This is a genomic window from Stenotrophomonas sp. STEN029, assembly GCF_056760015.1.
Window position 1 is genome coordinate 1 of the sequence record NZ_JBRREC010000147.1, and the last position, 6005, is coordinate 6005.

General features: G+C 66.0%; 4 protein-coding genes. 2 read left to right on the forward strand and 2 right to left on the reverse strand.

Annotation, left to right across the window (positions count from 1 at the left end):
- Nucleotides 1–210: 210 nt before the first annotated feature.
- Nucleotides 211–855 carry a histidine phosphatase family protein gene (locus ACVOLI_RS19965; RefSeq protein ID WP_481615715.1) on the reverse strand — a complete coding sequence of 215 codons (645 nt, stop codon included), beginning with the start codon at nt 853–855 and terminating at the stop codon, nt 211–213.
- A gap of 298 nt (nt 856–1153) precedes the next feature.
- Between ACVOLI_RS19965 and ACVOLI_RS19970 the strand changes: the two genes are divergently transcribed.
- The gene (locus ACVOLI_RS19970; protein WP_481615716.1) at nt 1154–2026 is read left to right on the forward strand and encodes a type II toxin-antitoxin system RelE/ParE family toxin; all 873 of its coding nucleotides are present in this window, start codon (nt 1154–1156) and stop codon (nt 2024–2026) included.
- Nucleotides 2027–2567: 541 nt separating this feature from the next.
- Here the strand turns inward: ACVOLI_RS19970 and ACVOLI_RS19975 are convergent.
- Nucleotides 2568–4733 (reverse strand): S46 family peptidase, encoded by a 2166-nt coding sequence (locus ACVOLI_RS19975; RefSeq protein WP_481615717.1) that lies wholly within the window; start codon nt 4731–4733, stop codon nt 2568–2570.
- A 135-nt stretch (nt 4734–4868) separates the two neighbouring features.
- Here ACVOLI_RS19975 and tdh point away from each other — a divergent pair, with 135 nt between their 5' ends.
- Complete coding sequence (gene tdh / locus ACVOLI_RS19980) at nt 4869–5903, forward strand: L-threonine 3-dehydrogenase (RefSeq protein ID WP_282273214.1); 1035 nt, start codon at nt 4869–4871, stop codon at nt 5901–5903.
- Nucleotides 5904–6005: the final 102 nt, after the last annotated feature.

Consider the following 6005-nt stretch of genomic DNA (forward strand, 5'->3'; position numbering starts at 1 on the left):
CCCCCCAACGGTGCCGGCCAGTAAAACCCGGCCCGGGGGTTGGCCCCCCCCCTGCCGGGGCTGGGGCTCCCCGGTCCCCCCCCCCCCCCCCCTGGGCTCGGCTCTACAGGCGCGGAACCACGGCTGCGTCAGCCAGCTAAGAGCCAACCCCTCCCCAGCCCTCCCCTTCGCTACGCGAAAGGGAGGGGGCAACGGCGGCCCTGCTGTGCCTTACAGCGCGCGGTGCTTGGCTTCGCCGAAGAACGGGGTGTGGTGGGCGCAGTCGTTCAGGCGTACCACTTCCAGGTGCTCGACATCCGGACCTTCCAGCAGGTTCAGCGTGGTCGGGGCTTGGCGGAAGCTCCACAGCTTGGAGATCGGCAGGCCGAGGATCCGGCACAGGATGACGCGGTTGACCGCATCATGCGCGACCACCAGCAGGGTGTCGTCCTCGCCCAGGCCTTCGGCGGCGGCGGTCAGGCCGCGCCAGCTGCGGTCCAGCACCTGGCGAAGCGACTCGCCGCCGGGCATCAGCACGGTATCGGGTTCCTCGCGCCAGGCGCGCAGGCGCGCCGGGTCTTTCTCGTCGATCTCGCTGGCGAGCAGACCTTCCCACTCACCGTGGGCGATTTCCTGCAGGTCCGGCTCGGTCAGCAACATGGATTCGCGTGCGCCGCCCAATGCGGCCTTGGCGGTGGCCTGCGCACGGCTCAGCGGTGAGGCCACGGCGCGGGTGATCTGCACATCGGCCAACCGCTCACCCAGGGCTTTTGCCTGGGCCTCACCCACCGGCGAGAGGGGAATGTCGATCTGGCCCTGGTAGCGGCCTTCGGCGTTCCACGGCGTTTCGCCGTGACGGGCAAGCAGGATGCGCATGCAGCTGTTTCCATTGTGATGGGGGTCCCCGCCAGCTGTCCGCGGCGGGAGGGGCATCATAGCCCGGCCATGCGCCGATACCGTCCACGGTTACCTTCGATACGGATCCGGCACCAGCACCTGTCCTCGCTGTACCCACGGTTTGCCGAAGCCGCAAGACCAGACTGCCCCGATACCCGGCAACAGCACCGACGGCACGGTTGCGCGCCGGGCGCAGGCGTTACCATGCCGGTTCCCTATCGGTGGCACGGTGTGACTTCCGCACGAGGGCAGCAACTTCAAGGCCCCAGAACGCGGCATGACCAACATCCCCAGTTCTCCCAAGCAGTTCAAACTCAAGCTCTGGCATGAACGTCGCGACCGCTGGGTCGCGGTGCTGGTCACGGCTGTGCTGCATGTGCTGATGTTGTTGCTCCTGCTGTACTCCAATCCGCCAGTGGTTTCCTCGCCGCAGGGCTCCTCCGGTGGCGGCCGCACCAAGGTCGATTTCGTCGGCGAGGCACCACCGTCCACGGAGCAGAGCAAGGTGCCGCCCAAGGACAAGCCCAACAAGACCACGCGCTCACAGCCCAAGCCGACCACGCAGCGACGCAGCGAGGAACGCAAGCCGGTACCGGAAGCCCGCTATATCGAACCGCCGAGCGAGCCGGAGCAGGAAGAAACCAAGACCCAGGAACTGGCCCAGACGCCGGCCGCGCCCGCAGCCGCGGCCAGCCCGTCGGAAACCGTGCCGAGGCGTACGCAGACCTGGACAGGACGCCCGCCCGGCTCGCTGGACAGGACCACCGCGCAGGATGATTACGGTCGCTCCGCCGGCCAGGGCAATGACAGCGGCAAAAGCATCGATCGCAGTGCCGGAGCACCGGCCATGGAAGTCGGCGGCTACCAGATCGTCTATGACCTGCTCAGCGAGGAGAAGCTGCGCGCATGGATGGACGGGGCCAAGGAGGTCAATGGCAAGAAGGAATTGTCGATCCCGCTGCCCGGCACCACGTATTTGATGGTCTGCCCCGCCGAGGTCGCGCTGCGCCGTGGCTCCAGCAAGTGCCGCATGCTGCAGGCCGGTTCACCCGAGCTGCAGGACATCGGCGATGCGCGCCAGTTCGTCATCGTGATGTACGTCTACCGCTACGGCGAACTGCTGTGGCGCGGGCCCGGGCCGTACCGCTGAGCCGAACGAAGATGGGTAGTGCCGAGCCATGCTCGGCAAGGGCTCTACCGGGAAAGCCTCTGCCCCGGCTGGGGGCGGCCGACAGCCCCCCCGCCGCGCCGGGCTCGGGGCGCCCAAAGCGTTACCCGCCCCGCGTCCCCCCCCCCCCCCCCCCCCCCCCCCCCCCCCCCCCCCCCCCCCCCCCCCCCCCCCCCCCCCCCCCCCCCCCCCCCCCCCCCCCCCCCCCACTACAGCCGCCAGGCATCGACTGCATCGGCCAGCCAAAAGCTTACCCCTCCCCGATCCTCCCCTTCGCTGCGCGAAAGGGAGGGAGCAAAGCGTAGTGCCGAGCCATGCTCGGCATGGGGCTCTACCGGTACCGCAAAATGTAGGAGCGGCGTAAGCCGCGAAGCACCTGATCCATCAGATTGCGCGCATGCCGGCAGTTTCAATGCTATCGGCTTCGCGGCTTACGCCGCTCCTACAACGCTGTGTGCTGCGCGCAAAGAAAAGCCCGGACGGTTTCCCGTCCGGGCTATTACTTGAACCATGCAACTCGAACTTACTTCGAGGCGGCGTCCATTTCCTTCAGCAGCTGCGGCGCCGGCGCCACTTCCTGCATGATCCAGCGCATATAACGCTCGTCGACCGAGATCATGCGGGTCATCACCGGGTCGAACACCCAGTTGCTGGCGACCGATTCCCAGATGCCGTCAAACGCCAGGCCGACCAGGCGGCCGTGCGCGTCCAGCACCGGCGAACCGGAGTTGCCGCCGGTGATGTCCAGGTCGGACAGGAAGTTCACCGGCACGCTGCCGATACGCTTGTCCTCGAAGCCGCCGTAACGCTTGGCCTTGACCGCATCGATCAGCGCCTGCGGCGAGTCGAACGGGTCCTTGCCGGTTTCCTTGGCGACGATGCCTTCCAGGTCGGTGAAGGCTTCCTGCACCTTGCCGTCCAGGCCGGTGTAGCCCTTCACGTTGCCGAAGGTGATGCGCAGCGACAGGTTGGCGTCCGGGTAGACGAACTCACCCTTGGTCTTCTTGTAATCGGCAATGGCCTGCAGGAACAGCGGACGTGCCACCAGCTCCTCGCCCATGCGCAGCTTGCGCTGGTGTTCCAGCTCCAGCAGTGCCGGCATCACAGCCACGGCGTACTGGATGGCCGGGTCGTTGCTGGCTTCAAACGCGGCCTTGTCGGCACCGAACCACTTCAGGCGCTCATCCAGGCTGCCGAGCTTGGAGCCGTCCAGGCGCGCGACCGTAGCCTCGACCGCCTTGGCATCCACGCCGCCAATCCACTTGTCGAATGCCGACAGGTGCTGGCCGGCCGGCAGCTGCACGTATTGCTGCAGCCAGTACTGCTGGAACTGACGGTCCATGGCCGGCACATAGCGGCGGTCCATCTGCTTCAGGCCGCCTTCGATGGTCGGCAGATCGCGTTCCTGGTAGCCCTCTTCGCGCTGTGCGTCCGGCTTGGCCTTTTCAATGGCCAGGCGGTACAGGCGTACGGCGGTGCCGAGGGTGCCGGTGCGGTTGAGCATGGCCAAGTTGAGGTCACGCGCCTGGTTCATGCGCGACTGCTGGCCCAGCGTCTGCAGCTGTGCGAACGCATCCAGCGCCGGCTTGCCGGCAGCGCCCTGGCCGCGCAGCCATTCGAGCACCGCGGTTTCCGCAGCCTGCTTCTGGCCGAGCACGTTGTTGCGCTTGAAGCCGTCCAGCTGGCCGTCGTAGTTCTTGCTGGTGTTGTTCCAGCTGGCCATGTTGGACGCGTACTTCACCGCGATGTCCTGGTTGTCCTTGCTGGCCGCTTCGACCATCGCGATCTGGTCCTTGTAGGCCTTGGCGATCGACGGGTAGGTCCAGGTGGCGGTGTTCTCGAACTCACTGACCAGCGCATAGCGATCGGTGCGGCCCGGGTAACCGGCCACCATCACGAAGTCACCCTCGCCCAGCGGCTGGTTGGCCAGCTTCAGCCAATGCTTGGGCTGGTACGGCACGTTGTCGGCGGCGAAAGCGGCCGGCTTGCCGTCCTTGCCGACATAAGCGCGGTAGAACGAGAAATCGCCGGTGTGGCGCGGCCACATCCAGTTGTCGACGTCACCGCCGAACTTGCCGACGCTGCCCGGCGGCGCATAGGCCAGGCGCACGTCCTTGATTTCCATGTTCTTGAACAGGCGGTAGGTGTTGCCACCGGAGAAGCTGTACAGGGTGCAGCTGTAGGCGTCATCGGTTTCGCAGGCGGCGATGGCCTGCTTCTCGAAGGCTTCCAGTGCCTGGGTGCGCTTGAGCGGGTCGTTGCCGGCGCCAGCGATGGCGGCCTTGGCCTGTGCGGTGACATCGGTGATGTCGTCCAGCACGTAGATGCGGGCATTCGGGCCGGCGCTCAGCTCGTCCTTCAGGGTCGGCGCGTTGAAGCCGTCCTTGATCAGGTTCTTCTCGGCGGTGGAGTTCAGCTGGATCGAGCCGTAGGCGCAATGGTGGTTGGTCACCACCAGGCCCTGCGGCGAAACGAAGCTGGCGGTGCAGCCACCCAGCGCAACCACCGCGCCCATCGGGTCGCCGGTCAGGTTGGCCAGCTGCTGCGGGTCCAGCTTCAGGCCAGCCTGCTTCAGCGGGCCGGCAATTTCCGGCAGCTGCTGCGGCACCCACATGCCTTCGGCGGCGTGCGCGGTCTGCGCCAGGCCCAGGCCAGCAACGATGGAAAACGCAAGGAAATTCACGCGCATTACGCACATCCGAAAGTTTGGAAGGGCCGATTGTAGCCGTTGTAACCGTCCGCCTCCCCTGCCATCGGTCAGTACGGGGCGGTTACGGCTGAAAGCTTATAATCGCCCTCTTTCCTCACACTGCGGTCTCCTGCAATGGCACAGACGATGAAGGCGCTGGTAAAGCGCGAAGCGACCAAGGGCATCTGGATGGAAGAGGTGCCGGTGCCTACGCCGGGCCCGAACCAGGTGCTGATCAAGCTGGAAAAGACCGCCATCTGTGGCACCGACCTGCACATCTACCTGTGGGACGAGTGGAGCCAGCGCACGATCAAGCCGGGCCTGACCATCGGCCATGAGTTTGTCGGCCGCATCGCCGAGATCGGCCCGGGCGTGACCGGCTATGAAGTCGGCCAGCGTGTCTCGGCCGAAGGCCACATTGTCTGCGGCCATTGCCGCAACTGCCGCGGCGGCCGCCAGCACCTGTGCCCGAACACCGTCGGCATCGGCGTCAACGTCAATGGCGCCTTCGCCGAATACATGGTGATGCCGGCCACCAACCTGTGGCCGATCCCGGACCAGATTCCGTCCGAGCTGGCCGCGTTCTTCGACCCCTACGGCAACGCCGCGCATTGCGCGCTGGAGTTCGACGTGATCGGCGAAGACGTGCTGATCACCGGCGCCGGTCCGATCGGCATCATTGCCGCAGGCATCTGCAAGCACATCGGTGCGCGCAACGTGGTGGTCACCGACGTCAATGATTTCCGCCTGAAGCTGGCCGCCGACATGGGCGCCACCCGCGTGGTCAACGTCGCCAACCAGTCGCTGAAGGACGTGATGGCCGAGCTGCACATGGAAGGCTTCGACGTGGGCCTGGAAATGAGTGGCAACCCGCGCGCCTTCAACGACATGCTCGACTGCATGTACCACGGCGGCAAGATCGCCATGCTCGGCATCATGCCCAAGGGCGCTGGTTGCGATTGGGACAAGATCATCTTCAAGGGCCTGACCGTGCAGGGCATCTACGGCCGCAAGATGTACGAGACCTGGTACAAGATGACCCAGTTGGTGCTGGGCGGCTTCCCGCTGGGCAAGGTGATGACCCACCAGTTGCCGGTGGACCGCTTCCAGGAAGGTTTCGACCTGATGGAACAGGGCAAGGCCGGCAAGGTCGTGCTGAGCTGGAATTGAGCCCAGGCGGAATCGGTAGTGGGGGGGGCCGGGGGGGCCGGGCGGGCGCCGGCGGCACAACAAAGAATAAGAGGAGGCGAAAACAAAAGAGAACACCAAAGG

Bases quoted from the DNA above. Each gene is read 5' to 3' on its own strand.
- ACVOLI_RS19965 (WP_481615715.1), bottom strand. From the start codon at position 855: ATGCGCATCCTGCTTGCCCGTCACGGCGAAACGCCGTGGAACGCCGAA.
- ACVOLI_RS19970 (WP_481615716.1), top strand. From the start codon at position 1,154: ATGACCAACATCCCCAGTTCTCCCAAGCAGTTCAAACTCAAGCTCTGG.
- ACVOLI_RS19975 (WP_481615717.1), bottom strand. From the start codon at position 4,733: ATGCGCGTGAATTTCCTTGCGTTTTCCATCGTTGCTGGCCTGGGCCTG.
- tdh (WP_282273214.1), top strand. From the start codon at position 4,869: ATGGCACAGACGATGAAGGCGCTGGTAAAGCGCGAAGCGACCAAGGGC.